This is a genomic window from Chitinophaga sp. 05T412 (genome assembly GCF_056396465.1).
Genome location: NZ_JBFTLN010000009.1, coordinates 257,990 through 283,310, shown reverse-complemented (window position 1 = coordinate 283,310; position 25,321 = coordinate 257,990). Strand labels below are relative to the sequence as shown.

26 protein-coding genes are annotated in these 25,321 nt (G+C 46.6%); 17 read left to right on the top strand and 9 right to left on the bottom strand.

The features are described from left to right. Nucleotides 1-161: 161 nt before the first annotated feature. From AC1DFM_RS21085 to AC1DFM_RS21075, 3 genes are all read left to right on the top strand, one after another. Entirely contained in the window at nt 162-2,498 is a 2,337-nt protein-coding gene (locus AC1DFM_RS21085) for a WG repeat-containing protein (protein WP_477078733.1), read from the top strand. Nucleotides 2,499-2,510: 12 nt separating this feature from the next. Further along, entirely contained in the window at nt 2,511-4,808 is a 2,298-nt protein-coding gene (locus AC1DFM_RS21080) for a WG repeat-containing protein (RefSeq protein ID WP_477078732.1), read from the top strand. Between the two features lie 149 nt (nt 4,809-4,957). Then, the gene (locus AC1DFM_RS21075) at nt 4,958-7,114 is read left to right on the top strand and encodes an ATP-binding protein (protein ID WP_477078731.1); all 2,157 of its coding nucleotides are present in this window, start codon (nt 4,958-4,960) and stop codon (nt 7,112-7,114) included. 108 nt (nt 7,115-7,222) lie between these two features. On the opposite strand, the gene AC1DFM_RS21070 is transcribed toward AC1DFM_RS21075, so the two are convergent. Beyond that, a complete protein-coding gene (locus tag AC1DFM_RS21070) occupies nt 7,223-8,830 on the bottom strand; it encodes an ABC-F family ATP-binding cassette domain-containing protein (protein WP_477078730.1) in 1,608 nt (535 codons plus the stop codon). A gap of 308 nt (nt 8,831-9,138) precedes the next feature. Between AC1DFM_RS21070 and AC1DFM_RS21065 the strand changes: the two genes are divergently transcribed. The 3 genes from AC1DFM_RS21065 to AC1DFM_RS21055 are packed head-to-tail and all read left to right on the top strand — an operon-like array spanning nt 9,139 to nt 10,523. Beyond that, a complete protein-coding gene (locus AC1DFM_RS21065) occupies nt 9,139-9,660 on the top strand; it encodes an RNA polymerase sigma factor (RefSeq protein ID WP_477078729.1) in 522 nt (173 codons plus the stop codon). After that, complete coding sequence (locus AC1DFM_RS21060; protein ID WP_477078728.1) at nt 9,641-9,898, top strand: hypothetical protein; 258 nt, start codon at nt 9,641-9,643, stop codon at nt 9,896-9,898. Before AC1DFM_RS21065 ends, AC1DFM_RS21060 begins: the two co-directional genes overlap by 20 nt. Nucleotide 9,899: 1 nt before the next feature. Beyond that, complete coding sequence (locus tag AC1DFM_RS21055; RefSeq protein WP_477078727.1) at nt 9,900-10,523, top strand: ClpP family protease; 624 nt, start codon at nt 9,900-9,902, stop codon at nt 10,521-10,523. On the opposite strand, the gene AC1DFM_RS21050 is transcribed toward AC1DFM_RS21055, so the two are convergent. Further along, nucleotides 10,520-10,927, bottom strand: coding sequence for a hypothetical protein (locus AC1DFM_RS21050; RefSeq protein WP_477078726.1), 408 nt, complete (start codon nt 10,925-10,927; stop codon nt 10,520-10,522). The two genes, AC1DFM_RS21055 and AC1DFM_RS21050, sit on opposite strands and share 4 nt — an antisense overlap. Before the next feature lie 117 nt (nt 10,928-11,044). On the opposite strand from AC1DFM_RS21050, the gene AC1DFM_RS21045 reads away from it, so the two are divergent. Continuing rightward, entirely contained in the window at nt 11,045-11,416 is a 372-nt protein-coding gene (locus tag AC1DFM_RS21045) for a VOC family protein (protein ID WP_477078725.1), read from the top strand. A gap of 107 nt (nt 11,417-11,523) precedes the next feature. Here the strand turns inward: AC1DFM_RS21045 and AC1DFM_RS21040 are convergent, their stop codons facing one another. Genes AC1DFM_RS21040 through AC1DFM_RS21030 form a run of 3 tightly spaced genes read right to left on the bottom strand, consistent with a single transcriptional unit; the run spans nt 11,524 to nt 14,387 of the window. Beyond that, on the bottom strand, nt 11,524-12,630 hold the full coding sequence (locus AC1DFM_RS21040) for an ABC transporter permease (protein WP_477078724.1): 1,107 nt from the start codon (nt 12,628-12,630) through the stop codon (nt 11,524-11,526). A gap of 12 nt (nt 12,631-12,642) precedes the next feature. After that, nucleotides 12,643-13,410, bottom strand: coding sequence for a DUF1295 domain-containing protein (locus tag AC1DFM_RS21035; protein WP_477078723.1), 768 nt, complete (start codon nt 13,408-13,410; stop codon nt 12,643-12,645). Next, complete coding sequence (locus AC1DFM_RS21030; protein ID WP_477078722.1) at nt 13,407-14,387, bottom strand: NAD-dependent epimerase/dehydratase family protein; 981 nt, start codon at nt 14,385-14,387, stop codon at nt 13,407-13,409. The genes AC1DFM_RS21035 and AC1DFM_RS21030 overlap by 4 nt, the downstream gene beginning before the upstream one ends. Before the next feature lie 118 nt (nt 14,388-14,505). Here AC1DFM_RS21030 and AC1DFM_RS21025 point away from each other — a divergent pair, with 118 nt between their 5' ends. The 6 genes from AC1DFM_RS21025 (at nt 14,506) to AC1DFM_RS21000 (ending at nt 19,886) form a co-directional block, all read left to right on the top strand. After that, a complete protein-coding gene (locus tag AC1DFM_RS21025; RefSeq protein WP_477078721.1) occupies nt 14,506-15,333 on the top strand; it encodes a helix-turn-helix domain-containing protein in 828 nt (275 codons plus the stop codon). Between the two features lie 439 nt (nt 15,334-15,772). After that, on the top strand, nt 15,773-16,936 hold the full coding sequence (locus AC1DFM_RS21020; RefSeq protein WP_477078720.1) for an RCC1 domain-containing protein: 1,164 nt from the start codon (nt 15,773-15,775) through the stop codon (nt 16,934-16,936). Nucleotides 16,937-17,116: 180 nt separating this feature from the next. Beyond that, nucleotides 17,117-17,725 (top strand): YceI family protein, encoded by a 609-nt coding sequence (locus tag AC1DFM_RS21015; protein ID WP_477078719.1) that lies wholly within the window; start codon nt 17,117-17,119, stop codon nt 17,723-17,725. 175 nt (nt 17,726-17,900) lie between these two features. Continuing rightward, nucleotides 17,901-18,791, top strand: coding sequence for an SMP-30/gluconolactonase/LRE family protein (locus tag AC1DFM_RS21010; protein WP_477078718.1), 891 nt, complete (start codon nt 17,901-17,903; stop codon nt 18,789-18,791). 54 nt (nt 18,792-18,845) lie between these two features. Next, nucleotides 18,846-19,208, top strand: a complete 363-nt coding sequence (locus tag AC1DFM_RS21005) for a hypothetical protein (protein WP_477078717.1) — start codon at nt 18,846-18,848, stop codon at nt 19,206-19,208. A 51-nt stretch (nt 19,209-19,259) separates the two neighbouring features. Beyond that, nucleotides 19,260-19,886, top strand: coding sequence for a murein L,D-transpeptidase catalytic domain-containing protein (locus AC1DFM_RS21000; protein WP_477078716.1), 627 nt, complete (start codon nt 19,260-19,262; stop codon nt 19,884-19,886). Here the strand turns inward: AC1DFM_RS21000 and AC1DFM_RS20995 are convergent. Together AC1DFM_RS20995 and AC1DFM_RS20990 are read right to left on the bottom strand one after the other, a co-directional pair. After that, nucleotides 19,866-20,870, bottom strand: a complete 1,005-nt coding sequence (locus AC1DFM_RS20995; protein ID WP_477078715.1) for a phosphotransferase — start codon at nt 20,868-20,870, stop codon at nt 19,866-19,868. The two genes, AC1DFM_RS21000 and AC1DFM_RS20995, sit on opposite strands and share 21 nt — an antisense overlap. A 48-nt stretch (nt 20,871-20,918) precedes the next feature. Next, the gene (locus tag AC1DFM_RS20990; protein ID WP_477078714.1) at nt 20,919-21,455 is read right to left on the bottom strand and encodes a GNAT family N-acetyltransferase; all 537 of its coding nucleotides are present in this window, start codon (nt 21,453-21,455) and stop codon (nt 20,919-20,921) included. 48 nt (nt 21,456-21,503) lie between these two features. On the opposite strand from AC1DFM_RS20990, the gene AC1DFM_RS20985 reads away from it, so the two are divergent. After that, nucleotides 21,504-22,172, top strand: a complete 669-nt coding sequence (locus tag AC1DFM_RS20985; protein WP_477078713.1) for a YiiX family permuted papain-like enzyme — start codon at nt 21,504-21,506, stop codon at nt 22,170-22,172. 54 nt (nt 22,173-22,226) lie between these two features. On the opposite strand, the gene AC1DFM_RS20980 is transcribed toward AC1DFM_RS20985, so the two are convergent. Together AC1DFM_RS20980 and AC1DFM_RS20975 are read right to left on the bottom strand one after the other, a co-directional pair. After that, a complete protein-coding gene (locus AC1DFM_RS20980) occupies nt 22,227-22,649 on the bottom strand; it encodes an SRPBCC family protein (RefSeq protein ID WP_477078712.1) in 423 nt (140 codons plus the stop codon). A gap of 56 nt (nt 22,650-22,705) precedes the next feature. Further along, a complete protein-coding gene (locus tag AC1DFM_RS20975; RefSeq protein ID WP_477078711.1) occupies nt 22,706-23,047 on the bottom strand; it encodes an ArsR/SmtB family transcription factor in 342 nt (113 codons plus the stop codon). A gap of 152 nt (nt 23,048-23,199) precedes the next feature. Here AC1DFM_RS20975 and AC1DFM_RS20970 point away from each other — a divergent pair, with 152 nt between their 5' ends. Genes AC1DFM_RS20970 through AC1DFM_RS20960 form a run of 3 tightly spaced genes read left to right on the top strand, consistent with a single transcriptional unit; the run spans nt 23,200 to nt 25,243 of the window. After that, entirely contained in the window at nt 23,200-23,967 is a 768-nt protein-coding gene (locus AC1DFM_RS20970; protein WP_477078710.1) for a GDSL-type esterase/lipase family protein, read from the top strand. A 46-nt stretch (nt 23,968-24,013) separates the two neighbouring features. Then, nucleotides 24,014-24,928: a DUF6929 family protein gene (locus tag AC1DFM_RS20965; protein ID WP_477078709.1), complete on the top strand. Its 915-nt coding sequence runs from the start codon at nt 24,014-24,016 to the stop codon at nt 24,926-24,928. 12 nt (nt 24,929-24,940) lie between these two features. Then, complete coding sequence (locus AC1DFM_RS20960; RefSeq protein ID WP_477078708.1) at nt 24,941-25,243, top strand: hypothetical protein; 303 nt, start codon at nt 24,941-24,943, stop codon at nt 25,241-25,243. Nucleotides 25,244-25,321 lie beyond the last annotated feature (78 nt).

Here is a 25,321-nt window from a genome sequence, read left to right as displayed (position 1 = left end):
TGGAGGCTCGTTTTAAGGGCTTGTAGATGTTTTGTAGATCCACTTGTATATCATATGTAGGGGCGTAAATTTGGAGATGATGACGAAAGAACAGCATCTTTGTATAACGTGAAAATATATAACAGATTCACCATATCTCCCATCAAAAAGATTATATCCTGATGAAGCAATTCATATTGACGTTGTCATTTTTGTTCCCACCTTTTGTTAGCCTGGCCCAAACGCCGTCACCAGCCGCGGGGCCATCCACCCCCGTATTAGCGGATTACCTCGACCGGTTCGATGGAGAATTTGCCCCCATAAAAATTAAACAGCAAAAACAAATGCTGCATTATTCCGGGCTGGTACTCATCGACAAAATGGAAAACATTGGCTATTACCGCACCTTCGTGGCTATTAAGCACAACGCCTACGGCGCCGTGAATAATGCCGGTAAAGTCATAGCCCCATTTAAATATGATAACATCAACCTCCAGGATGAAAAAGATGACCAGTGGCCGGCAAAGAACTACTGCTTCCTGGTACTGCGACTAAATGGAAAGTACGGCGCCATCGACACCCTCGGGAATGTGCTCTGTGAGCCGATATACAATGAGGTGGACGTGCTCACGCCCCACCTGATTAAAGTGAAACAGAACGGATGGTACGGCTGGCTGGACATTAACACTGGCCAGGTATTGCAATCTCCCAAATATACGGCAGTCAATAAAAGCTATGTATTGGAAAATGCTGTGGAAGTGAAGCAAGGCGCCAAAGTAGGACTGGTAGCAGAAGATGGCCGTATCATTGCCCCGGTGCAGTATGCCGGCTTTAGCTACCTGGGCTACGAAGGCGGTACTTTCTTTGGTTACATGGTACAAGATAAGACGGGTATCATGGATAAATCTGGCAAAGCTATCACCCCTCCAATATATGAAAGCTGTAACCGTGGCCCGTCTGCCACCATTTTTGCCGTGACCAATGCGGGGAAAACGGGCTTCGTAGACAGCAGTGGCGCCCTGATACAACCGCTGAAATATGCGAAGGTGGAGCCGTTGGTGAATATGATGAAAGTAGCCGTAGGCAACAAATGGGGCGTTATTAATACAGCAGGCAAAGAAATTATTCCCCCACAATATGAGGAGATCAGGGCCATCAATGCAGCGGGACAGGAAGTATATGGCTACGACGTTCCATCTATTGGCGGCAAGGGTGATAAAGAAAAAGGTCCCGCTTATTTTATAGTCACCACAGGTGGCAACACCGGCCTGCTTGATCAGGATGGCCAACTGGTGATTCCGGCAGCCTATCAAAAGATAGATATACAAAAGTATCAAGAGGTTCCTTATCTGGCAGCCGTGAAAAATAAACAGGTTGCCCTGCTCGACTTCCAGGGAAAAGTAGTGATACCCGCGAAATATGATGACCTGGTGATAGGCTACAACAGTAGCTTTCTGTACCAGGATGAGGCTATTGGCGCCGCCAAAGCCAATTATCTCCCGGTGACAAAAGATAATCACATCGGCTTATTTAACCTGAGTACCCACCAGGAAATACTCCCACCTATATACGATTGGATACAATGGCAAAATCCGGAAATACTCTTCCTGAGAAATAATGATACTACCTTCCTGGCTACCAGGAACGGGAAAATTATCAAGGGCGGAGAACAATACGGAAATTATACTGCGGTAGATGTTGACCGTATTGTGGAAACCCGCTATACGAATGACGGTAACTCCGTTTGCTCCCTCATGGATCTCGCCGGGAATATATTATACACCAATCCCCAATGGGAATTTAAAAGCGATCGTTATTCACGTACACTCATGCCCGATAGTATGAAAGGAGGCAATATCCGTTACGGCGATGGCCTCCTGAAAATATGGGGCGATCCACGTGACAATGTCTTTGCAGATCATAACGGCAAAGAAGTGGTATTTGAAGGGTATAATTTTGTGGGCGACTTCTGCAACGGTCTGGCCCTGGCCGGAAAGAACGGGCCATCCGGCGAAATGACCTACGGCATTATTAACCGGCAGCAACAGGTGATATTGCCGCTAACGGCAGACGATATTTCTGCACTGCAGGATAGTGTGTTGCTGATCAAAAAAGGAGGACGCCAGGGGCTTATTACCAGATCGGGGCAAGTACTGTTGGCCCCCCAATATGACCGGATTGATAAAGAATATCAGTTGCCCTGTTTCAAAATATGTAACGGTAATCTCTGCGGCATGACCGACAGTAGCGGCAAGATCCTTTTCCCTGTGGAATATGAAGAGATCTACTACCTGGAAAAGGCCAATCTGTTCCGCGTTAGCAAAGGCAGAAAGCATGGCATCGCCGACAGAACGGGCCACCTGATCATTCCGGCCATCTATGATGATATGGACGTGAACTATGGCAGCGATCTCATTTTCCCACTGCTGGTAAAGCAAGGCAAATGGTATTTTTACGTGGGTAGAGATGGGAGACCATTCCCTTATCGCTCAGAAAAGAAAAAAGGTTATAACGACTAAAAGCGGCAGCATATGAACAAAAGCTTGTTACTGGCGGGAGGATTAATATGGGCGGCGTCCCACGTGACGGCGCAAAAAGGCTCTGTTTTCAGCCATGGGCTGGCCCGTTTGGAAGAGAATGACCAAACCTGGTATATCAACCCCAAAGGAGAAAAGATGTTTGACCAGGCGCTGGCTACCTATCATCCGTTGGTACTCAACCCCGATAATGATAATAGCAATCACCAGTTGCTGGATATGGAAGCTACCAACATGCTGGTGAGCCGCAATGGTAAAATGGGTGTAGTGGATGGAAATGGGAAATGGCTGCTACAACCAGTATACGATACGATCGACTATAAATGGAAAACCTGGCTGGAACTACACCAGGGCAACAAAATGACGTACGCCGATTCCCATGGTAAACTATTATTGCCCATGCAATTCGAAGAAGTGGGTATCCTGGATGACGACCATTTTGACGTAAAATTGAATGGCCGAAGCGGCGTGTATAGCACTTCCCAAAATAAATTGGTCATACCAGCCGAATACGATGCATTCGACTACTGTGGCGGATGCGGCAGTAAAAGCAGTTATGTGTTTGCTCAACGGAACGGTAAATGGGGCGTGCTGGATTTCAATAATAACATATTGGTTCCTTTTGAATATGAACACGAACATGCCTTCATGCGCAGTGATAACTGGATACTGTGTTTTAAAAAAGAAGGGCAGGACGTGGTGATTAATATGGGGACCAAAGCGGTGTATATCTCTCCGGAATATACAAATATGGAACTGATCAGCGGGCATTTATTGAAAGCAAAGAAAAATAATTATTACGGATTGATTGATGAGCATGGTACCCAGGTAGCAGGTTTCGTGTATGAAGAAATAGAAAGTCAGGAAGACCGGTTCGCAGGTCCCTATCTGATGATCACAAAGCAGGGGAAAACAGGGATTATCAGGGAAGATGGAAAAGTCATTATCCCACCAGTATATGAGGGCGATATCACCATTTATGATGATTACTTTGTAGTACCTGTAAAGGGAGATTACAATTTGCTGGACACCACCGGCAAAAAATTACTGCCGGTGAATTACACCGAAATCACCGGTATCCGTGCCCCGGTCAACGAGGAGGAATCATTGCCTTTGTTTAAATTAAAGCAAAAAGCCCTGTATGGTTTCTATAATCCTGGAAACCGAAAAACAGTGGCGCCTGCTTTTTTTGACATCGATCGGATGGAAGCATCATCGCCACTGGCGGGCCTGCTGGAGACCGAATACCAGGGAAAGAAGGGGCTGTACAGCGTAACTGGAGAACAGGTGCTACCGGCCGCCTATGAAGACTATGGCGCGCTGTCGGATCAACTGCTCTGGGTGAAACAGCACGGTAACACCGGTTTATACGACCGGAAAAATAAACGGCTGCTGTTGCCCGCTACGCTGTATGACGTATCGTTGCTGGAAGGAGACACCACTTTGCTGGTAGCTACTAAAAATATCAGTGACAATTATTGTAAAGGTCTTTACGACGCCAAAGGCACGCTGGTACAACCGCTGATATATAGCAGCATTCAGAACGCCGGTAATCACAATTACCTCCTGACAGTGGATAAGGGTGGGAAAAGAAGCTACAGCTTATTCAATAGCAATAGTCGCCAGATGAAGCCGTTGCTGTATGATCAGGTAGTATTGACACCAGACCCGGAAGTATGGATAGTTGAGAAGAAGGGACAAATGGGACTCATCAATCCCCGCGGACAGGTGATCGTTCCGATAGCCTATGAAAAAGTGGTGTATCTGCGAGATAACGTGATAAAGTTGTTGAAGAGAGGCGCCAATGGCACGTTTCAAATGGGATATGCAGATAATACCGGTAAAATAATAGTGCCGTTGATATATGAGGAAGATGAATATGCAGTAGACCGCGCAACAGATACCAGTTATTTGTCGCTCACCAAAAGGGATGGAGATGCGCCTGCTTATCTGCATGGGCTGGCCGCCAATAGCGGGGAAGTGATAATACCGCCCATCTACGATCGGGTGTTATATGAAGCAAACGGTCTTGGATTCCTGGTAAAACAGGATCGCCGGTTCATGGTGCTGAATAAGCAGGGAAAGCCTGTCAGCAAGGAGTTATTTGATGATGTGATGTTGGGAGAAGTCGCTGGCTATGGCGCCACCAATGTAACATATAGTTTCCCATTGCTTTGCAGGAATGGCAATACTTATCGCTATCTTCAGGAAGACGGTAGCTTTCTGCCGTTGCAAATAACGGATGTTATCCAGTTTTCGCCGTACGACCTTTACGGTATTCCGGGGTTGTAGCGCCAAAGCAGGGTAACGAATTCACTACTGATGTTATAGTATATTTTAAAATAGACGTTTCGAAAGAGTTGCACATTAAAGTACCGTAAATCTTGTAGTAGCTGTAGTAAAAAGTATGGAGTTCGTTACCCTGTAATCGCTTTAACCATATGCGCAAGTCCGTTTTATTGTTTGTAGTGCCGTTGTCACTGATTTTTATTATACTGGTGGTCCTGTTCTTTTCAGGCTATAGGATTCACCGGCAGAGCGCAGCAAAACTGCTGCAGGCAACAGATACCCTCATGATAGAGGACCCCGCAGTTCACTTAATGGACTCCGCATTATTTACACTCAATGATGCGGAAAGTAACTTCCGCTTGTATACCGTATTGTACGATCGTAAATACCTGCAACGTTTTTCCGATGAACTGGGCAACGTGTTATCTATCATCGATACCGTCAGTTATACACTCAACACCAGCCATAATAATGCCTCCTTTAAGCAGCTGATCCAGGAAAAGGAAACCGTTTCCGGCAACATAGCTGCGCTGAAACGAGCCACCGACTCCATGTTAACGGGATCACTCAAAAATGATATGATCGATAAGCTCCTCAGCAGTATTCCCGCGTATAATGTAACGCAGATTAAAAAAGAGAAAGTCACCATCGATACCGTCAATAATGTGCAGGCTCCGAAGGAAGAGAAGAAGGGCTTTTTTAAACGGCTGGGCAATGCCTTCGCCAATAAAAAAGATACCGTAAAAGCACAAATCAGCATCCGGGTGAGAACCAAAGATGGCCGCGTCATAGATAAAGAAGCCTATGATGCCATGCAATTAAAAAAAGTGGTGACAGACGTCAATGGTTATTATAAAGATATTCTGAAGAAGCAACTGGCCAACCGCCTCAAAATCAACGACCAGGAATCTTCTCTGGCTGGCAACAGCATGGCCATGATGGGAAGGTTGAAAGCATTATTGATCGCCCTGAGAGAAAATGCTTCCCTGCAAAACCACACCATCAAACTGGGAGCGCAGCAAGAAGTACAAATCAGTACCTGGACCATGGGAAGTGTGATGATGGCATGCCTGATAGCGCTGTTACTGTTTAGCGGTATCATTGCGGTAGGCAGCTGGCAGCTGCGGAAAAAGAACGAACAACTGCAGCTCGCCAAACAAACAGCAGAAGAACAAACCAAAGTGCGCACGGATTTTCTCAATAACATGAGTCATGAAATGCGTACGCCATTGAATTCTATTGCCGGCTTCACCGAACAATTGGGGTATACCATCCTCAACCCCGGACAAAAAAATATACTGGGCTCCATAGAATCCGCTACCAATATGCTGATTCAGGTAGTGAATGATGTATTGGATTTCTCCAAACTGGAAAACGATTATATTTCTTTGTCGCCCCAACCCTTTGTGTTATACCAGGTATACCAGGAAGTGATAGACATGATACGCGTGCAGGCGGTACGGAAAAACCTGGAATTCCAGGTGAGCTTTGAAGGAGATAAAAACGGACAAGTGAACGGAGATGTTTTTCGCCTGAAGCAAATTCTGATCAACCTGTTGAGCAATGCGGTTAAATATACCGACAAGGGCAGTATCACGGTAACGGCTACACTATCGCCCAAAGATGAGGCTACCTCACTATTCGGCTTCACCGTAACAGATACCGGTGAAGGCATTAGTCCCGAAGCGCAGCAGCGCCTTTTCGAGCGCTTCTTTCAGGCCGGCAGTTCCCGCAACAGTGTGAAGGGCACTGGGTTGGGACTGGCCATTACCAAGCGGCTGATCGTTCAACACGGCGGCAATATACAGGTGCAGAGTGAACTGAATAAGGGCTCCAGTTTTATTTTTGAAATCCCTTATGAAAAAGTATCCGTGCCGTTGATGGTAACTAAAACGCCGAAAGACGTACAGGAAACTACCGGTGCGTTTATGCAAGGGCGTTATGTACTGGTAGCGGATGATCAGGAAATGAACCTGCTCTTATTGAAGCTGATCCTGACCCGTTGGAAATGTCGCTTTGATATGGCAACAGATGGAGAAAGTGCGATCAGTTTATTCCATCAATATGACTACGATCTGGTACTACTGGACATGCATATGCCAGGTATGAGTGGAATAGATGTGCTGGAGCAGATCCGCCAGGATAAGGACCCAAAGAAAGCCAATGTAGTGGCATTGGCATTAACTGCTAACCTTACAGAAGATGAGGAAAACGCCTTCCGGCGGGCGGGCTTCAACGGTTGGCTGATGAAGCCTTTCCGTGAAAAAGATATTTATGGAGAAATCATGAAGTATTTGCCAAAGAGCTGAAAGCATAAAGCAGAAAGCACAAAGCTATTGTAGCGAATAATAAGAGCAAATGAATAGTTTTCAATATCTGCTTATATCATTCGCTACAATAGCTTTGTGCTTTCTGCTTTATGCTTTCAGCTTCTTCAATAGCAATTCTCCCGTAATCCCTGCATCCTGTATGAAATTTTTATCGTGAGATATCAAAAGCAACGTGCCTTTATATTCAGCAAAAATCTGTGTCAATATTTTGATATTGGCCAGGTCCAGGTTATTGGTAGGTTCATCGAGCATAATCATATCCGGTGCTTTATTTTGCAATGTCATAGAGCAAAGCGCCAGTCGCAGCATTTCACCGCCGCTCAATACGGCACAGGATTTATCCCAGGTGTCCCGTCCGAATAAAAAATTAACCAGCATGGATTTTACCGTGGAAGTTTCCAGGTTGTTTTCGTTAAATGCCAATGCCTGTTCGAGGATAGTCCGGCTACGGTCAATAAGGCTATAATCCTGATCCAGCAATATGCTGCGGGTATTAGCGATATGTAGTTCTCCGGTAGATGGGGTGATATGTCCCAACAGTAATTGCAGCAAGGTTGACTTGCCAGCTCCATTAGGACCGGTGATAGCGAGGCGGTCTCCACTCCGGAGGGTAAACGACAGTGCAGGGTCCCATAACATGTTGTCGGGCATCCAGCTGTAGTTAATGGCGGTAGCTTCAGCCAGCACTTTTCCCCGATGCAGGGAAGAGGCTTCAAAGTAGCCTTTCATGATACGCTGTAATTGCGCCATTGCGTTTACTTCCTGCAGTTCCGCAGCAAGATCACTCACTTTTTCGGTGTGTACCTGGTCTAATTTTGCAGTGGATACTTCGGCGGCGTTCTTTCTGGCACCCAGTAAAATCTTGGGCATGCCGCCGGTTTTGCTTTTTTTGCGTGCCTGTGCATCCGCGTGCTGTGCGCGTTCTATGGCAATTTGCCGTTGTTTTTTCGCTTCTCTCAGGGTTTTTTCCTGATGCGCAATGCGTTGTTGCAACGAGGCGGTAGCAATTTCTTTTTGTGCGGCATACAGGTCGTAGTTGCCGCCGTATACCTGAATACCATCGGCCTGCAATTCCCAGATAGGCGTGCATAACCGCAGCAGCTCCCGGTCGTGGCTCACGATCAGTAATGTGCAATTGGTGCTGCGTACCCATGCATACAATTGTTCCCGGGCGCCGTGGTCCAGGTGATTGGTGGGTTCGTCCAGCAATACAACGGCCGGATTAAAGATGTCGATGCCCGACAGAAACAGCCTTGTTTTTTCTCCGCCACTGAGCGCAGAGAGTGGCTGATCGGGCGTTACATAAGGAATCCCCCATTTAGCGATGGCCGTTTCAAACCGGGCCATGATGTCCCAGTCGTCCCCAATGATATCAAACCAATGTTCGCTGGCGTCCCCGTTGGTGATGGCTTCCAGGGCGCTGAGCTTATCCGCAATGCCGCAGGCGGCTGCCACCGTCAGGTGATTAAAATGCCCGAAGTGCTGCGGTACATAATAAAAAGGTGCATGTGCGTGAATGGTACCGGAAAATGCTTTTTCCTGACCCGCAATAATGCGCAGCAGGGTAGATTTACCCGCGCCGTTATGACCGACGATAGCGGCCTTGTCGCCTTTGTCAAGCGTGAATTGAACATCCTCGAATAAGTGGTGGCCGGAAGGCAGTTGATAACTGGTATATTGTGCGCTGATTAGCATGTAAATTCGTTTTGTCGTAAGTGAAGGTGGACAAGGTCCGTTGATCGCGGGTAGGGAGGGTAGTGATTCTCATCGTATAAAATTAAAGTGAAACAATGCAGCATATGCCACCGCATATCTGTGTTAGATGTCAAATATTTAAATGTATTTAGGAACGGAATAAGCCACGCCGGACGGCATGTTTACAGGACCAGCCTGTTAGATGTATGTGGGTTGTTCTTACATGATGTGGCAAAGGTAAAAAAAATATCTTAATTTTTAGGTGATATCCGCTGGTTTATGGACACTAGTATATAAACACCTGCATTATGCGTTATCAGGAACATCAATGGCTGAAAGAAATATACAAGACTACGCTGCCAACGGTAGCCAGAATGGTTTATCAGATGGGCGGCCACCTGGAGATGGCCAAAGATATATTCCAGGATGCTGTGATCATCTATCTCGAAAAACAAAACAAAGGGACTTTACCTCCCCACGTTGCGCCGGCAGCTTATATTACCGGCATTGCCAGGATCTGCTGTCTCCGGAAAATGAAACAATCCGGGAGGTATACATCTCTCGAAAACATACCCACAGAAATAGCCATTCCGGAAGATTATTATGCACCACCACCCGTGGCCACGCCTTTGCTCAGCTACCTGAAAGCCGCCGGCAAAAGATGTTTGCAGTTGCTGCAGGCTTTTTATTACGACCAGCATTCTATTAAAGAAATTGCGGACGACTTCCAGTTCAAATCCCTGCATTCCGCCAGTGTACAGAAATACAAATGCCTGGAAAAAGTAAGAACACAATTACAACAATCCAACTATGCGGAAACAGTTAGCTGACATACAGGAAATTGATCAATACCTGTTGCAGGAAATGAGCCCTGCTGCCCGCCTGGTATTTCAGGCCCGGCTGCTGATCAGTCCTGCGCTACGCAGACAGGTAGCCTGCCAGCAACAGGTGATACAACTCACTACCTGGCTGGGACGTGAAGAAAAACGCGCCCAACTGGATGATGTTTTTCATCAACTGATGCAGGACGAAATTTTCCATCATTCCATCACCTCTATTTTTAAATAACATGGCCTTCTTAGTTCCTACGGTGATCGACGGCGACAGCCGCGGCGCCTTTGATATATACAGCCTGCTGCTGAAAGAACGGATTATTTTCCTGGGTACTGCTATCGACGACCAGGTGGCTAATTTGATTGTTGCACAGCTGCTGTACCTCGACAGTGAAAATCACCGTCCCATTAATATGTACATCAATAGCCCCGGTGGCGTGATCTATGCCGGCCTGGCTATTTATGATACCATGAAAATGTTGAAGTCGCCCGTATCCACTATGGCGCTTGGATTCACGGGTAGCATGGGTACTATTATCCTCACGGCGGGCGCCACTGGTCAACGTTACGCCCTCCCCAATGCCACTATTCATATGCATCCTTCCAGCGGCGGCGCCAAAGGCTACACCGAAGATGTACGCATCGCTTTCCGCGAACAACAAAGATTACAGGATAAAACTTTCCAGGTGATTGCCACCCACGCGGGGCGTACTATTGAAGAAGTATCAGCGGTGTTTAATAATGATCGTTTCATGAATGCCGAAGAAGCCAAAGCATTCGGGCTGGTAGATGAAGTATTGAACGCCGGAGCAGCATTACCTGCATTGCCTTTTCATCAGGCGCTGCTGGCAGGTGCTTAAAAAACAGCATCCTTATCCCATACCGACATGGTAATGAAACGCCAGGAGAGGTGTTCTTCGCGATACCAGATGGTGATATTCTTTTCGCCATTGTACCAGGTCACTTCTTTGATCAGGAGGCGCTGATGCTCGTATTCTTTAGGGTTAAAGAAATTCCGCAGCTCAATTCTGAATGCTGATAACCTGCCGGACATATAAAACTCCGTGGCTTCATCGGACGGCCCGGCAATGGCGATGGCTTCTTCCAGTGATTTGTTCTTTAACAATGCCGGCGCCACCGTGTCCGGCGGCTCCACCTGCTCAGAGGAGAGGGAAAGGCTATCTGATGGTAATTGCTTTGCAGGAGCGCTATGGCAGGCGGCTGCGGTTATGGCAATAGCCATCATGATCATCGTAATACGCATAGCTGGTGACAGATTTCGCAGCCACAATTTACTATTATCTTGCCAGTACCATATAGGTACAACTCCATTTTTTTAGTAAATTCAGGTAGTACTTTCCCACTAAAGCATCGTATTGTTATGAGATTAAGAGTAGCAAGGCATACTACTTCATTGGAGCAAATGATCGGTTTTTACCAGGATTTATTGGGCTTCCGGCAACTGGGATCTTTCCAGGACCATCAGCAATATAACGGCGTTTTTCTCGGCCTGCCCGGCGAAAACTGGCACCTGGAGTTTACGGTGTCCCCTGAACCACCACAACATACACCAGACGAAGATGATCTGTTGGTACTCTATCCGGAAAACAAAGAAGTATTTACAAAAATGCTGAACAAAGCCAGGAAAGCGGGTGTTCCGGAGGTAAAGGCAAAAAATCCTTATTGGAATGAACATGGCATCACGTTAGTAGACCCGGATGGGTTTCGGGTAGTTTTGGTGATGGTCATGTGAAGAAAATTACGAATTACGAATTACGGATTTGTGGGTAGATGGTAAACGAAGATGATATTCGCGTTTACCGTCTACCCACAAATCCGTAATTCGTAATTTTCTTCACGCTATTCCCATTTAAAAAGCTTCACCGACAGTATCGCCACAATGGTTGCCCATACTAATAATCCGATCAGCTGTACCGGTATCTGCCAGATATGCAGGCCCTCAAATGCTATCTTGCGGAGTCCTTCAACAAAGAAAGTGAGGGGCAACATTTCACAAAATGAACGTAACCAAACCGGGTAATTATCTATCGGAAAAAACAATCCGCATAACAGGATTTGTGGAACGGTCAGCGTATTCGCCACTGGTGCAATAGAGCTCTCGTTCCGGATCAGGCCACTGATAATAAATCCAATGCCCATGAAAATGATCAGTCCAAACACAGAGAGCAGCAGCATTTCCAGGAAGGTAACAATACCGTTTACCAGCGTAAAATGAAAAGCATAATATCCTAACGCGGTAATAATAATAAAGCAGATAACCTGAAATAACAGGCGGCTGATCATTTCGCCCAGCAACAGGAACGAACGTTTAATCGGTGTTACGTATATGCGTTTCAGTACGAGTGTATGCCGGAGGTTAAACAGCAGGAAAGCAGAGCCGAAAACGCCCGCCATCAGGAGAGAAAAGCCCAGTTGTCCGGGTAAGATAAAGTCAATTTGCCGGTATACACGCCCCGGAATATTCACGGTGTGCACCGTAGCCGCAATAGGTTGATCCGGAATTATTTTCCGGTTCACTTGTGTGGCGGCTTCCTGTAAGGCTGCTTCTACCAGTGGCAGCTTATCCGCCACAGCACTGCTACCCAGGAGATCAGTGGCAAAATGAGGGACACCGTTTACGATGGTGGGCGACTGCAAATGCAGTATACCTGCGATGCGTCCTTTCTTCAGCTCGGCCAGCATGGCGGCAGAATCTGTGCCCTGAGAAAGATCAAATATTTTAATGCCTTTAATGGCGGCATACATCGGGCTGCTGGTGTCGCTGTGGGGCGACAATACGATCTTTACTTTCACCGCGGTATTATCTACCATGGCGCCAAATACGGTGACGAATATGATGGGAAATAGCAGGGCAAATACGACGGAAGTCGGACTGCGCAAGGTGGCAATTAAACTCGCTTTCGATAATACCAATGCTGCTTTTAACTGACTATATTTTTTTGACATAATGATTTTAGGTTACCAGATAAAAGGTAATAATGCTTTACGGTTAGCCGGATACTCCGGGAATTGTTGCCGGTACCAGCGATGATTAGCCAGTGCGCGGGGAATGAGATTGGCACATGTCCAGATAAAAAATGCCAGCGCCGGTAAGCTCCACGTGAGTAATGCATAACCGCCCCATTCCATGATTTCACCTGCCAGGTTGGGTGAGGAAATATATTTAAAGAGACGGCCCGGCGGTATTTTATAACCTGTCTCCGTTTTTTTTCGCAATTGTATCAACTGATAATCTGCATTCCAATTGATGAACATGCCGGTGAGAAAAAGCAACACACCTATGATAAACGCTGGCGTGGTAAACCAGTTGTCCGGGTAATGTCCGAATGCTGCGAACCAGATGCCCAGCAGGGAACCGTTGACGGTATTAAAAAGCATGGCCGACAACATAATTACTACCGGCATCTTTTTACCTTTGGTACGTATCATGAACGGATATACGAAACTGCGATGTATATAATGCAGCAGGAATAAGCCAATCATTACACCGGCGGGACTGCGCCAGGGGAAGGTGGTCACCGGTATCCAGGTGAAAAAGGACACCAATACAGTCGTTTCCATCAGCAACCAGCCAATTTTATTGCTGATCATAGGGCCCCATTGCCGGCTGCTGTAGCGGCCATAAGGGGCTTCTTTGCGTAAGAGGTACAGCCCGGCGCCAATACCAGTAGCTGCCCAGCAGCAAATAAAAATAACGTATTCCCGTAAGGGTAAGTAGTCGATCATTTGATAGCGCCTGTTTGTTTGAACCAGTCAATAGTATCCTGTAAGGTTTCCGTAAACGCGCGTGGCTGAAATCCAAGTTCCGCCTGCGCTTTTGAGTGGTCAATTTTTTTATTACTGTAAATAAGGTTGTATACCGACTGCCTCGTATAATAAGGCGCTCCTCCACGAAGGGCGGCCAGCATTCTCACAAAAGGCAGCATACTGAATACGAGCCACAAAGGTACTACTGGCAAGGATATCCTTTTACCTTTTATATCGCCGGTGGCTTTGGCGAGTGTTACCAGAGACGCCCACTGGCCACTCAGCAGATAAGCCTGTCCTGGAGTGCCTTTGCTGAGGGCGGCCACAATAGCGCCCGCCACATCGCGCACATCTACAAAGTCAACGCCACCTGGAAACAGTGCCGGGATACGCCCCTTATAAATATTGATGATAGCCTTGCCAATCAGCGAAGGTTGCTGATCATAAGGCCCCATCACCGCCGTAGGCGCCAGCGCCAGTACTTCCATGCCGTTGCCGTTGTATCCCAGTGCAATGGCCTGTGATACGGCTTTGGAGTGATCGTAATTATGCCGGGTGTCGGCAGTGGGAGGGCGGCTTTCGTCCATTCGTTCTTCATAAGGCGCCTGTTGGTAGGCTGTTACAGAACTGAGATGGATAAATCGCTTTACACCTGCCGCTTGCGCTGTTGCAGCCAACAGGCGGGTACCATTGGTGTTGGTGAGAAATAGCTTTTCGTCCGGGCGGTCATCTACAGAAATCATAGCAGCCAGATGTATCACGGCGTCCACATTTTTCACCAATGCCTGCAGGCTTTTTTCATTTAGTAAATCCCCATATACATATTCAATGGTATTGGGAGAGTGAGTGGGAGGCGCCTTGCGGGTAAGCAGCCGTAGTGTATGTCCATCAGATAGCAATAAAGGAGTGAGTACATTACCTAAATAGCCGGATGCGCCTGTTATTGCAATTCTCATTTTTATATCAAAAAGGGTTTGGGCGCAAAAGATAAGGCAAATCAGTAGCATTGGCTGTCTTTTTATATATATTTGTTTTTTAAGGAGCGTACTGAGCACCTATAGCCGAGCATATTCAATGGAATCGAAAGTTTATAAGCCACATCCGGCCTTGCAGGATCTTGTGCATTGTATTAGCATTTACGGGGTGGATTTTTCCCAAACCCAGGGACTCACCAATATCTACCGGTTTGTACCGGCCTATCAGCGTTACATCATTTTTTACCTGGAAGATCCGATTAAAGTACTCAAGCCGGGCAACGACGAGTTTATCACCAAGGCCACCTGTGTCACCATTGGTCCGCAGGACCAGGCAGTCACCCTCGATATGGGCCGCAAGCACCTGGCGCTGTGTGTGGCCTTCCAGCCAGGAGGATTACATCGACTGCTGAAGCTCCCCTTGTCCGAAATCTATGAGCAGGACCTGGATACCAATTTGTTGCTGGGAAATGAAATCAGTGAAATCACCGAACGGCTGAAAGGCGCCGATGATTGGGATCACATGATAAGTATCATTGAATTTTATCTCCTGAAAAAAATCGATCACCTGAAACCTTTATTGCCGGTAGACCAGGCCATAGAAGCCCTGGTAAATACCTCCGGTAATGTTACCATAGATGAACTGGCTTCTCTGGCCTGTTTAAGCCTGCGGCAGTTTGAAAGAAAATGTACCGAACGGCTTGGAATGCCACCAAAACAATACGCCCGCCTCATCCGCTTCTGCAAAGCGTATCAGCTGAAAGAACTGTTCCCTGAAAAAACATGGACCGAAATAGCCTACCATAGCGGCTATTATGATCAGATGCACTTTATCCGGGACTTTAAAAAATTTGCTGGTATTACCCCCTCTTTCATTGATGAAGAAGAATTGCAAACCACTATACGTCTGCATAAGATTATGAAGTAAATAGAAAGATGTCGTTTTTGTACTATTAAGAAATCGTCTGACAGGATAATTTTGCCTTCGTAATCAGTACACGACCTTTCTCCATGAAGGTAGCTTCTTACAAACAGCGGCTATGTTTGTAAGGAAACTATGCAACGGCTTAACCATTTAAAAGAAATGAATTAATCCTGCGCCTACCTTTATCGGGTCGCTAAGCGACCTGAAAACCGTTAACGACTCAAAGTTGCACCTGTATAGAACGCCATTCTAAAATCGGGTAGTTATCCGCTGTTGTTCGCCCCAAATAATTTATCTTATCTGTCAGCTCGACTCCCACTGGCATTTCAGCCCTGCTTATCGGTTGTATATCTATAAATACCGGCGTCTATCGTCAGTCGTTTTTTACGCTGCTTTTTTCGCTCATTTTTACTCATTGTTTCAATGATTAAAAATAGCGCATATGCAAATAAAAAAACTACTGTTGGCATTCTTCTGCCTACTCGCATATACTTATGCTGGCGGCCAGTCTATCGGCGAAAACTGGATCGCTTCTTATTTGTCTGACATAAAATTAATGCACGTAATGGTGCTCTCTGATGGAAGCCTGATGACCTGGGAAGCTGGTGGCACTATGCAGCCAATACCCGGCATACATAATGCCGCGCAGGTTTCTGCCGGCAAATCCCATTTGTTGGTGTTGGATAAAAATGGAACCGTATGGGCCCTGGGAAAAAATGATTATTTCCAGTTGGGGAATAGGGAGCTTTCTGATAATGGTACCAGGATCAGCGCTACGCTCGTAAAGGTAGACGGCCTGAGTGATGTCATCGCCATCAGTGCATTTAGAAGTACCAGCTATGCCTTGCGCCGGGATGGAACGGTTTGGGCATGGGGACAAAACAATAATGGCTTGTGTGGGGATGGAGGAAAACTCCTGAGCTGGAGCGTTTCTCCCAGCACTGCCGGCAAGAAAGCACCAGTGCAGGTGGCCGGGCTGGATCATGTGAAAGGCATAGCAGGCCCCATGGCGCTTAAAGAAGATGGCACCGTGTGGACATGGGGCGACGGCTCCAATGGTCGCATGGGATCAGGTAGTACGACCTGCAGAACAATGCCGGCCAAAATAGAAGGACTGAATAACGTGATCGCCATTAGCACCAACACGGACGGAGGTTATGCACTTCATCAGGATGGGACGGTCAGTGCCTGGGGGAACAATTACAAGGGCCAGCTTGGCACCGGGGTACGCGCTGCCGATTTGTATGACGACTCCAAATTCGTTAAGAGCCTGGTACCCGTTAAAGTGTTGAAACTCTCCAATGTAAAGGCTTTCAGCGCCAGTTCCAGTATTTTGGCGCTATGTAAAGATGGAACCGTAATGGGATGGGGCTGGGGAAATTTATATGCCCTGGGACCATTGGGAGATGATGTAACGTCAACGCCTGTACGTGTGCATGGGTTGTCGGGCGTAAAAGCGGTGAAGGCCGGCAATGGATTGGGCTTTGCCTTGTTGAACGACGGCACTCTTATTGGTTGGGGCGCCGATATGCTGGCTACCGGCCTTTATCATCAATCCAGCAAAGTGGTACGGATCAAAAGCCTGGGAGCACTGGCGCCGTTTTAATCAATAAGGAACAAATAGTATCGACCAATTACCGTTATTGGAGGACGAAAAAATATTTTGTTGTTGGTCGATAAAATAGTGCATCCGGCAGCAAAAGCCGTTGTCCGTCGATAGTGCTTGAATAGCTGCGAAAATATCCTCAATCTTGCATTTTAATTGATCCCAAATAAGAGAAGTAAAATGAAAATGAAAATTTATCACTGTAGTTTCGCATTGTTGTTGTTAGCCGCCTGTTCTAAAAGTAAAACAACAGCCCCAACAAATTTTAAGGTAGACGAAGGTCAGTCAGCAGTGGAATGGAAAGGTAGTGCGCCAGACCATTTCCACACCGGTGCTTTTAAAGTGTCTGGTACTTTTAATACCAACGACGGCGGCGAGGTAACTGCGGGCTCTTTTTCGATCCCTATTGCGAGCATCACTAATTTTGATGTAACGGACCCAGCTACCCAAAAGCAATTACTGGATCACCTGAAAAGCCCGGATTTCTTTAACCTGGCCATCCATCCGGATGCTGTTTTTCGTATCACCAAAGTGGAAAACCAGCAGGAAACAACGTCATCTGCCAACGTAAAAGTGACGGGCGATTTTACGATGATCGGGCAAACACATCCTATCAGTTTCCCTGCTACTATTTTAAAACAGGGAGATCAGATATCAGTGCAGGGCGTATTCAAATTAAACCGGCTGCAATGGGGGATGAACAGCTTTAGCGATCCCCAAGGGACACTGTACATTCTTCCGGATGTGGACATTACTTTAAAAATTTATGGTATGCCATCCGGCAAATAACCCCGCAACATTTTATTGAAACCCCAAATGGAAAGGGTTGCCACTATGGCAACCTTTCTTCATTTGAGGCTATCCTTTGAAACCGCCGCCACACTTGCGGTTGGGGGATGCCCTCACTTTTTTAGGGAAAAATCTCCCGCATAATGCGTATAATTATGGAAATAGAAAGAGCACAATGCGATATTATTCCACGTTATTAACTTGCCTGCTGGGCATGCAGGCCTTTGCCCAGGATTCAATGCCCGCCACTGTTGCAGACAATGCCCAACCTACCCTGGTATCGAAACAATTCGCGTTTACGGAGGGCCCGGTCGCCGATAAAAAAGGGAACGTTTATTTTACAGATCAGCCTAACAATAAGATCTGGAAGTATAGTACGGCCGGTCAACTGTCGGTTTTCGTGGAAAAATCAGGTCGCTCCAACGGCATGTATATGGACCCCAAAGGCAATATTATAGCCTGCGCAGATGAGCACGACGAATTGTTATCCATCTCTCCAAAAGGGAAAATAGAAATACTGGTAAATAATTTCGGGGGACACCGGCTCAATGGCCCCAATGATGTTTGGGTAGCGCCCAATGGCGGCATTTATTTTACAGACCCTTATTATCAGCGTGATTACTGGGAGCGTAAACAACCGGACATCAAAGAAGAAAGAGTGTATTACCTGGCCCCACATGCCAAAGTGCCCGTGATAGCAGCCGCTGATTTCGTAAAACCCAATGGCATCATCGGTACACGCGATGGCAAACAGGTATATGTAGCCGATATTAATGGAGGGAAAGTATATCGTTACCAGGTTAACAATGACGGTACCCTGTCCGGTCAGCAGCTGATGGCCGCTAAAACCACCGATGGACTGGCAATAGACAGCGATGGTAACCTTTACCTCTGTGGCAACGGTATTACCGTGATCAATAAAGAGGGGCAACAGATAGGGCATATTCCAATCCCTGAAAGCTGGACAGCCAACGCCTGTTTCAGTGGGAAAGACAATAATATCCTCTTCATCACCGCCGGTACCGGTATTTATACCTTGAAAATGAAGGTAAAAGGAGGGGAATAGCCGTGTAATTTTGCGGGAAGTTGTAATATTGCGTCTGAAACTAAAAAGAAAATTATGTCAGTTGCAATGGATATCATGCGTTCCCTGGACCCCGCGGGCTTGGAAAGGTTTAAAATTAACCTGGATACCCCTGTGCAGCCAGAAAAAATAGGAGAAGTGTGGACGCTGAAGGTAGTGCCTTTTGAACAAACTGCCGCCAGCAGAAAGGCCTTCGATCAACTGTTTGATAATAATAAAACAGCTAAATCGTGGGTAGTGGAAAGTAAAGCAGAAGCCATTGCAGTAGTACAGGAGCTATATACACAATACGCCAATAAATTGCCGCAACCCTTTGATGAAAACCAATTAAACATTGGGGATTATCCGCCAACCGGCCGTTACTCAATTCTCATTCATGTGAAAGATATCTGGGAATAAGTATTTTTTGCACTTCCCTATGGAATATTTTCTGCTGTGCATCTGTCAGATATGAGGTGTAAAAAAGTTGGATGGGTCCTGCTTTTTTTCTTCGCCGGCTGTTTGCTGGCCTGCAAAGAAAAAAAGAAAACGACCACTGTTCCACATATCGCTGAAAAGCCGGTGATGGCGCCGGATACGGTAGTGCTGCGTCGCAAAGCCGATCAGCTAAAACAATATGCCGCCGCACATGGCTATAATACCCGTTATGCGTTCCTGGCCGATTTCAAGGTTTTCTCCGGCGGACGGAGATTTGTATGCTATGATCTGCAACAGCATAAAGTGATCAGCACCGGCCTCGTGTCGCATGGACAAGGCCCCGATGTACGCGCAGAAAAAGTGGTGTTTTCTAATGTAGAAGGCAGCCACTGTTCCTCACTGGGTAAATATCGTATAGGCGGTAAGTATAGTGGTCGTTTTGGTACGGCTTATAAATTGTACGGACTCGACAGCACCAATAGTAATGCGTTCAACCGGTTTGTAGTACTGCATAGTTATCCCACAGTGCCATCTTCAGCACAACAGGAGGGCATTGTACGCAGTGATGGTTGTCCTATGTTGAATCCCGATTATTTCGCTACCCTGGAACCTTATATTGATAAGGCGGCGCATCCCATATTACTCTGGATTTACCGTTGACAGCGGCAGGTATAGATCATAGTACCGTTTCACCAGCAGTTTAATAAATCTTTTCAGGTAAGGCTCATTTAAGAATACGTTGGACCAGTTATCATACCGGTCGCACTGTATACGCAGATAAAAGAAGTAGAGGGCTACGCCCAGAACGGGTAACAACCGTTGCTCCTCTGCAGAAATGGGCGTAATGGAGTTATAGCCTTCGAGAAACGCTTTGGTGTGTACTTCGCACTCGTCCATTTCCCGGAATACGCTGTGTTGTTGTAAAATGTAGTAGGCAATATCCAGGCATTGCCAGCCATTACCACAGAAGTCGAAATCAAAAATAGTGATATCTCCCTCGGCATTGATGCTCATATTATCAAACCAGATATCCAGGTGTACGATACCTTTACGGATAGCACTGGTATCTGCTTCCTGGAGCACTTGCAGCAGGTATTGTTGTGCTTCCACCAGAAAGGTCCATTCGGCTGTATCTGCGCTCAGAAAGCGGCTGAGTGCCGGGAGGGACTTTTCCAGCAGATGGGTGGCGGTATAAGTAACCCTGTTGAGTGGAAGCTGGTGGGTCAGCTGGTGCATGCGGGCCATCACCGTTCCGATTTTAAAATGAATGTCCGGCGAATATATCGGCAGCTTTTCGCCCGTAGCAAAGGTGAATAAAACACCGAACCGGTCGCCTTCAGGGGCAGGAAGCGTTTGCAGGTAATGGCCATTTTTATCCGGTACTGCTGAGGACACCGGCATGTTGTGCTCCTTCAATAATTGTAGCAGCCGTATTTCTTCGGAGATATCTTCCGCCGTTCTCCAATGTAAACTGTATACGCGGAAAACAAACTTACCAAGATGGGTGGTTACCTGATAAGTATCATTGATGCCTGATTTGATCAGGCGGCATTCCACACTTGGTGCTGTATCGTATTGCGACTGCAGGAATAACGCCAGGTGTGGCGCCGACAATTGGGAACTGGAAACAGGAAAATGATTCATGGGCTACACTTAAAATGAGAAAGGGAGCGCCAAGGTAATCAAAAAAAGTTATTGCGCTTTAGGCACGGGTAGATCCAGACGCATCAGGATATCTATTTGCTTTTCAGTACCCAGCATAAATGGATGGGTATCAAACTGGGTGAATCCATTTCTCTGATAGAATCCAATGGCTTTGGTGTTGTGTTCCCAAACGCCCAGCCAGAGGAAAGGCGCCTTTACTTCTTTCGCCGCCTCTACAGCGCGACTGAACATCATTTGGCCGATTTGTTGTCCCTGGTGGGATTTTAAAACGTATATGCGTTCGAGTTCTACCGCCCTGCTGTTGAATAATTCTGATTGCGCCGTTTTGTAATTCAGCTTCATATAGCCAACAGGTTGGGTTTTCAGCATGGCAAAGAAGAATTCAGAATCCGGATTGCCCATTTCAGCTGATAATTTGGTGAGACTGAGATTTTCCTGCAGGTAATGTTTCATGTTTTCCGGGGTATTGTCGGCCCCAAAACTTTCCTGAAATGTTTGTCTGGCAAGTTGTTGTAACAGTTCTACTTCCGCAGTGATAGCGGGCACAATGAGTATGTTATTCATTTTTTTATAGCTTGTTGATAATAGGTATTATTTATTTAATTTTCGGGTATGCTAACTTTGAAAAAAACAGTTATTACGGTATTGCTATTGCTGATAGTAGCCAGCAGCCTGCTGGCTACACGGGTGTTAGTGTTTCATCAAACTTTCACGAAGAAAATGTGGGCAGCCATTCCGGATGTACAGGAGGGCGACATTATTTTTCAGATATCGGAGTCTGACTTTAGTACGGCCATTCAACTGGCCACACATTCCAAATATAGTCATTGCGGAATAATATTTAAACAGGATGATGACCAATGGTATGTATACGAGGCATTGCAGCCGGTAAGATATACACCGTTACGCGAATGGATCAGGCGGGGAAAGAATGGACACTATGTAGTGAAACGGCTGAAGAACGCTGCCAGCTCGATTACGCCGGCAGTGGTTACAAAAATGAAGGCGACAGGTCGCCCGTTTAAGGGGAAAGATTATGATGCTTATTTCAGCTGGTCCGATGAGCGGTTGTACTGTTCCGAGCTGGTATGGAAAATATATAAAGCAGCCACTGGTTTGGAAATAGGAGCATTGCAGCCACTAAAAACATTTGATCTGAGCAGCACTGCGGTAAAACAGCAGATGAAAGCGATTTATGGAAATCATGTTCCCCTAAATGAAAAAGTGATTTCACCGGTGAGTATGTTTGAATCCCCTCTACTGGTTACCGTGGCGGAATAAGTAGCGGTGTGCAGGTAACAAACAGCTGTTACCTGCATGCGTAAATCGTCGATCTTATTTTGCCAGAAATTCGGGTAGGGAGATGCCCGTAATGTGGTTCCAGCCGTCTGAAAAGTTCTTTTCTGCAAAGGCGGCATTGGCTGGGAAAGTATGTATGCCGGTATGCGTGAGTACCAACCTTGTTTTATTACCCTCCGGAAACAATTCCCAGGTAACTTCCGAATTGCCGGTGAAGCCTTGATATCGCCAGCTGTAGCTAAGTTTTTTTAATGGTTCTACTGCAGTCACCTTGCAAAGATGAGCATATTTCTGTTCCTCACTGCCAGCGGTAAAGCTGAATTMAAAGCCGGTTCTGGCTTCAAAAGCCGGTAATGGAAAGTACCATTGTTTTAATTTTTCATTGTCGGTAAGTGCTTCCCACACTGCTTTTACAGGTGCATTCAACATACGTTCAACAACGAGCGGCTTGTTACTCATAGATCATTGTTTTATGAATGAATAAATATCTCTGCTGTTGCGATAAAAACATCGCTTTATGCGGATGGCCTTTTCCTGCGCGGTGACTTAGCGGGTTTGCCGGCCAGGAAGCCTTCCAGTTCATCCAGCTTGCCTGACCAAAAGGCATGATATTGCGCGGTCCAGTCGGCCACCGTTTTTAATTGCTTTAAATCGGCGCTGCAATAACGTTCCCTGCCTTCCTGCCGGATGGTAATAAGACCACACTCTGTCAGGATGCGGATATGCCGTGATATCGCCGGCCGGCTGATACCGAAGTTATCCGCTATACTGTTCAGATTTAACGAGGCATTGGCCAGCAAACCGATGATCTGACGCCGCGTTGGGTCAGCTATCGCCTGAAATACATCTCTTCTCAAAGGAACTGTTTTTAAGTTATGTAACCTTTCGGTTACAAATATAAGTAACCATTTGGTTACATGAAATTTTTTTTTGGAAGATGACCATCATATAAAAAATGCACAATTATCCGTTGAACATATTATTTTACACGATGCAACGCTACATCCACATGATGAATAAACTAACTTTTACCTTATGCTGCCTGCTGCTGGGACTGACCACCATGGCACAATCAAAAAAACTGAATATCGTTTTTATTGGCAATAGTATCACGCAAGGCGCCGGCCTGGCGCATCCGCAAGAAGACGCTCCACCTGCAAAAGGCTGCGAGTGGCTGAAACAGGCCCTGCCCAATTATCAGGTGAACTTCAGTAACCAGGGCGTGAGCGGATCTACTACGGTCGACTTCCTGCCTGCCACTAATCGTTTATTCAACAACGTTATAAAGGCCGCCGATGTATTTAAAAGCGATAAAGACGCCACCCTGGTGTTTTCTATGATACTGGGCACCAACGATAGCGCCAGCGAAGGACCCAATGGCTCTCCCGTATCACCGGCCGATTATAGGAAAAATGTGAAAGCAATACTGGATCGCCTGTTAACAGACTATCCCGGTTGTATCATCGTCTTACATCATCCTATCTGGTATAGCCCTACTACCCAGAATGGTTCCCGCTACCTCGCTGAAGGACTGGCACGCTTACAATCCTACTTCCCGGTATTGGATGCCGTAGCCGCCAGCTACAAGACCTCTCATCCAAAGCAGGTATTCATCGGCGACACCGGCGGATTTAAATACTTTGAAAAGCACCCGGAACTGTTTATACAGGAACATGGCAAAGCAGGCACTTTTCAGCTGCATCCCAATGAACAGGGGGCTGCGCAACTGGGCGTGCTTTGGGCAAAGGCTATCAAAACTGTGGTAACCAGGAAATAATATTTACCGGAAATTTGCTTTGGCTACATCACTCACCAAACCAGGTATGAACACATCGATTACGGTATTACATACTTTATTGTTGCCGGATTTTTCATCGGCCTCTGCTATCATACAGGCAGATGAAGAGCTGTACCTGATTGGCGACGATGCTACCTGCATCCTGGTGCTGGATCAGGACTATGGGGAAGTGGCACGTATTCCGGTGGCGGAAGCCCCCGGCAAAAGGATCGCCAAGGCAGTGAAGCCGGATTTTGAAGCGGCTACCGTCATCAACTGGCAGGGGCAATCTTACCTGTTGGTGAGCGGATCTTTGTCTACGCCGCAACGTTGTCAGCTATTGCTGATGCCCTTACCCGCAAGAACGCCACTACAGCGGTTTCCTTATCCCTCCGGTTTGCTGTTGCAACTGCCGGCAAGTGGTGTGGAAGAATTGAATATAGAAGGCGCCACGGTAATAGGAAATACGCTGCTACTTGCCAACCGGGGCCACGACGGCTATCCATTGAATCAGGTAATTTTAGCGCCCGTTGGTTTCTGGGAACAATCGCACTCAATTGACATTTCCGTATTGCCGTTAACGTTAGCAATGCCCACTTCGGTATTTGCCGGCGTATCCGACCTTTGTTACGTACCGGAGAAGGACTGGCTCCTTTGTACCTTGTCGTCAGAGGCGACTGCGAGTACTTATGACGATGGCGCCATCGGCGACAGTTATATTGGATGGATAACAGACATCTCCCAAAAACTATCCAGTACTTCACTGGTAATAGAAGGGTGGGTGAACCTGGCAGCAGCTTCACCTGTTTTTAACCAGGAAAAGATAGAAGGTATCTGTGTGGAAAGCATCGCTACAGATCACCTGGTGCTGCATCTGGTATCTGATAACGATGGTGGAGAGAGTGGTTTGTTTAAAGTGCGGTTGTCTTTTACAAACGAAAAAGATCCCCTTAAAATTTAATAACTTCGCCACATGGATATAGCATTTGACGAATCAGGATTAGCAGTAAAATACGACGAGGGTATTGACGATACCCTTGAATGGGAAAACGTCGTACGTATTTCAGGCTATAAAGTATATGCATACCCGGGAGAAGCTACCTTCCTGGTATTTGAAGCCGCCGATGGCGAAACATTGGAAGTATCTGATGAAATGTCTGGTTGGCTGGAACTCATCGGTGGTCTGCATGAAATTTTTAAACTATCGCCGGGCTGGGAAGAAAAACTGACCGATATAGAACCCGGCGAAGAAGACGTGACTTTTTTTGAGAAGTAGCTGAAAGCAGAAAGCAGAAAGCAAAAAGCTATTGTAGCGAGTGATCGAAGCATATTTCCGCCATAATGACTCGCTACA

Coding starts and splice junctions, on each gene's coding strand:
- AC1DFM_RS21075 (WP_477078731.1), top strand. CDS start 4,958: ATGCGCAAGTCCGTTTTATTGTTTGTAGTGCCGTTGTCACTGATTTTT.
- AC1DFM_RS21005 (WP_477078717.1), top strand. CDS start 18,846: ATGTCAGTTGCAATGGATATCATGCGTTCCCTGGACCCCGCGGGCTTG.
- AC1DFM_RS21045 (WP_477078725.1), top strand. CDS start 11,045: ATGAGATTAAGAGTAGCAAGGCATACTACTTCATTGGAGCAAATGATC.
- AC1DFM_RS21000 (WP_477078716.1), top strand. CDS start 19,260: ATGAGGTGTAAAAAAGTTGGATGGGTCCTGCTTTTTTTCTTCGCCGGC.
- AC1DFM_RS21010 (WP_477078718.1), top strand. CDS start 17,901: ATGCGATATTATTCCACGTTATTAACTTGCCTGCTGGGCATGCAGGCC.
- AC1DFM_RS20970 (WP_477078710.1), top strand. CDS start 23,200: ATGATGAATAAACTAACTTTTACCTTATGCTGCCTGCTGCTGGGACTG.
- AC1DFM_RS20965 (WP_477078709.1), top strand. CDS start 24,014: ATGAACACATCGATTACGGTATTACATACTTTATTGTTGCCGGATTTT.
- AC1DFM_RS20995 (WP_477078715.1), bottom strand. CDS start 20,870: ATGAATCATTTTCCTGTTTCCAGTTCCCAATTGTCGGCGCCACACCTG.
- AC1DFM_RS21060 (WP_477078728.1), top strand. CDS start 9,641: ATGCGGAAACAGTTAGCTGACATACAGGAAATTGATCAATACCTGTTG.
- AC1DFM_RS21055 (WP_477078727.1), top strand. CDS start 9,900: ATGGCCTTCTTAGTTCCTACGGTGATCGACGGCGACAGCCGCGGCGCC.
- AC1DFM_RS21025 (WP_477078721.1), top strand. CDS start 14,506: ATGGAATCGAAAGTTTATAAGCCACATCCGGCCTTGCAGGATCTTGTG.
- AC1DFM_RS21020 (WP_477078720.1), top strand. CDS start 15,773: ATGCAAATAAAAAAACTACTGTTGGCATTCTTCTGCCTACTCGCATAT.
- AC1DFM_RS21085 (WP_477078733.1), top strand. CDS start 162: ATGAAGCAATTCATATTGACGTTGTCATTTTTGTTCCCACCTTTTGTT.
- AC1DFM_RS21070 (WP_477078730.1), bottom strand. CDS start 8,830: ATGCTAATCAGCGCACAATATACCAGTTATCAACTGCCTTCCGGCCAC.
- AC1DFM_RS21030 (WP_477078722.1), bottom strand. CDS start 14,387: ATGAGAATTGCAATAACAGGCGCATCCGGCTATTTAGGTAATGTACTC.
- AC1DFM_RS21035 (WP_477078723.1), bottom strand. CDS start 13,410: ATGATCGACTACTTACCCTTACGGGAATACGTTATTTTTATTTGCTGC.
- AC1DFM_RS20985 (WP_477078713.1), top strand. CDS start 21,504: ATGCTAACTTTGAAAAAAACAGTTATTACGGTATTGCTATTGCTGATA.
- AC1DFM_RS21050 (WP_477078726.1), bottom strand. CDS start 10,927: ATGCGTATTACGATGATCATGATGGCTATTGCCATAACCGCAGCCGCC.
- AC1DFM_RS20990 (WP_477078714.1), bottom strand. CDS start 21,455: ATGAATAACATACTCATTGTGCCCGCTATCACTGCGGAAGTAGAACTG.
- AC1DFM_RS21015 (WP_477078719.1), top strand. CDS start 17,117: ATGAAAATGAAAATTTATCACTGTAGTTTCGCATTGTTGTTGTTAGCC.
- AC1DFM_RS21040 (WP_477078724.1), bottom strand. CDS start 12,630: ATGTCAAAAAAATATAGTCAGTTAAAAGCAGCATTGGTATTATCGAAA.
- AC1DFM_RS21065 (WP_477078729.1), top strand. CDS start 9,139: ATGCGTTATCAGGAACATCAATGGCTGAAAGAAATATACAAGACTACG.
- AC1DFM_RS21080 (WP_477078732.1), top strand. CDS start 2,511: ATGAACAAAAGCTTGTTACTGGCGGGAGGATTAATATGGGCGGCGTCC.
- AC1DFM_RS20960 (WP_477078708.1), top strand. CDS start 24,941: ATGGATATAGCATTTGACGAATCAGGATTAGCAGTAAAATACGACGAG.